The organism is Streptomyces sp. NPDC058008, from assembly GCF_042886395.1.
GTDB lineage: Bacteria > Actinomycetota > Actinomycetes > Streptomycetales > Streptomycetaceae > Streptomyces.
Window position 1 is genome coordinate 1 of the sequence record NZ_JBHVQX010000072.1, and the last position, 2,780, is coordinate 2,780.

At 57.8% G+C, this 2,780-nt stretch carries 2 rRNA genes; both read right to left on the reverse strand.

The window, feature by feature from the left end:
* Positions 1-633 (reverse strand): 23S ribosomal RNA (locus tag ACFVS9_RS34115); the annotation flags it as partial.
* Positions 634-934: 301 nt separating this feature from the next.
* Positions 935-2,460 (reverse strand): 16S ribosomal RNA (locus ACFVS9_RS34120).
* Positions 2,461-2,780 lie beyond the last annotated feature (320 nt).

The following is a 2,780-nucleotide window of genomic DNA, read 5'->3' on the forward strand; positions in this document are numbered from 1 at the left end:
CAGCGACGCTCCCACGGCTTGTAGGCACACGGTTTCAGGTACTATTTCACTCCGCTCCCGCGGTACTTTTCACCATTCCCTCACGGTACTATCCGCTATCGGTCACCAGGGAATATTTAGGCTTAGCGGGTGGTCCCGCCAGATTCACACGGGATTTCTCGGGCCCCGTGCTACTTGGGTGTCTCTCAAACGAGCCGTTGATGTTTCAGCTACGGGGGTCTTACCCTCTACGCCGGACCTTTCGCATGTCCTTCGCCTACACCAACGGTTTCTGACTCGTCTCACAGCCGGCAGACTGTGAAAAAGAGATCCCACAACCCCGCATGCGCAACCCCTGCCGGGTATCACACGCATACGGTTTGGCCTCATCCAGTTTCGCTCGCCACTACTCCCGGAATCACGGTTGTTTTCTCTTCCTGCGGGTACTGAGATGTTTCACTTCCCCGCGTTCCCTCCACACTGCCTATGTGTTCAGCAGCGGGTGACAGCCCATGACGACTGCCGGGTTTCCCCATTCGGAAACCCCCGGATCAAAGCTTGGTTGACAGCTCCCCGGGGACTATCGTGGCCTCCCACGTCCTTCATCGGTTCCTGGTGCCAAGGCATCCACCGTGCGCCCTTAAAAACTTGGCCACAGATGCTCGCGTCCACTGTGCAGTTCTCAAACAACGACCAGCCACCCATCACCCCACCCTTACAGGTGAGTGCACTGGGGCCGGCAACCAAAGGAACAGACTCAACGAGCCCGTACCTTCAGATACCCAACAGCGTGCCCGACCCGACCAACCCGATCCTGTTTTCCACGCCGAAGCAGTACTCACAAAACCGTGCTCATCGTGCCGAATAGTCAACGTTCCACCCATGAGCAACCACCGTCGAACATTTGCCGACGTAATGGCCTCTGGACTCCTTGCGGAATCTAGATGCTCCTTAGAAAGGAGGTGATCCAGCCGCACCTTCCGGTACGGCTACCTTGTTACGACTTCGTCCCAATCGCCAGTCCCACCTTCGACAGCTCCCTCCCACAAGGGGTTGGGCCACCGGCTTCGGGTGTTACCGACTTTCGTGACGTGACGGGCGGTGTGTACAAGGCCCGGGAACGTATTCACCGCAGCAATGCTGATCTGCGATTACTAGCAACTCCGACTTCATGGGGTCGAGTTGCAGACCCCAATCCGAACTGAGACCGGCTTTTTGAGATTCGCTCCGCCTCGCGGCATCGCAGCTCATTGTACCGGCCATTGTAGCACGTGTGCAGCCCAAGACATAAGGGGCATGATGACTTGACGTCGTCCCCACCTTCCTCCGAGTTGACCCCGGCAGTCTCCTGTGAGTCCCCATCACCCCGAAGGGCATGCTGGCAACACAGAACAAGGGTTGCGCTCGTTGCGGGACTTAACCCAACATCTCACGACACGAGCTGACGACAGCCATGCACCACCTGTATACCGACCACAAGGGGGGCACCATCTCTGATGCTTTCCGGTATATGTCAAGCCTTGGTAAGGTTCTTCGCGTTGCGTCGAATTAAGCCACATGCTCCGCTGCTTGTGCGGGCCCCCGTCAATTCCTTTGAGTTTTAGCCTTGCGGCCGTACTCCCCAGGCGGGGAACTTAATGCGTTAGCTGCGGCACCGACGACGTGGAATGTCGCCAACACCTAGTTCCCAACGTTTACGGCGTGGACTACCAGGGTATCTAATCCTGTTCGCTCCCCACGCTTTCGCTCCTCAGCGTCAGTAATGGCCCAGAGATCCGCCTTCGCCACCGGTGTTCCTCCTGATATCTGCGCATTTCACCGCTACACCAGGAATTCCGATCTCCCCTACCACACTCTAGCTAGCCCGTATCGAATGCAGACCCGGGGTTAAGCCCCGGGCTTTCACATCCGACGTGACAAGCCGCCTACGAGCTCTTTACGCCCAATAATTCCGGACAACGCTTGCGCCCTACGTATTACCGCGGCTGCTGGCACGTAGTTAGCCGGCGCTTCTTCTGCAGGTACCGTCACTTTCGCTTCTTCCCTGCTGAAAGAGGTTTACAACCCGAAGGCCGTCATCCCTCACGCGGCGTCGCTGCATCAGGCTTTCGCCCATTGTGCAATATTCCCCACTGCTGCCTCCCGTAGGAGTCTGGGCCGTGTCTCAGTCCCAGTGTGGCCGGTCGCCCTCTCAGGCCGGCTACCCGTCGTCGCCTTGGTAGGCCATCACCCCACCAACAAGCTGATAGGCCGCGGGCTCATCCTTCACCGCCGGAGCTTTTAACCCCGTCCCATGCGGGACAGAGTGTTATCCGGTATTAGACCCCGTTTCCAGGGCTTGTCCCAGAGTGAAGGGCAGATTGCCCACGTGTTACTCACCCGTTCGCCACTAATCCACCCCGAAGGGCTTCATCGTTCGACTTGCATGTGTTAAGCACGCCGCCAGCGTTCGTCCTGAGCCAGGATCAAACTCTCCGTGAATGTTTTCCCGTAATCGGGATCACAACACGAGAGCGGAACGACCAGGTCGGAATAAGACCGGTCGTTCACAGCGTCCTCGCTGTTGTTGCCTACCCGGTCCGAGGACCGTGCAGGACTTTTCAAAGGAACCACCAACCTGCATGAAGCAGGCCGGGGTATCAACATATCTGGCGTTGACTTTTGGCACGCTGTTGAGTTCTCAAGGAACGGACGCTTCCTTCGGTCCCGTTTCACCGGGGCCCTCCGGGCGCTTCCCTTCGTTCTTGCGTTTCCGACTCTATCAGACTCTTTCGTGTCCGATTCCCGGCCGAAGCGGGTTC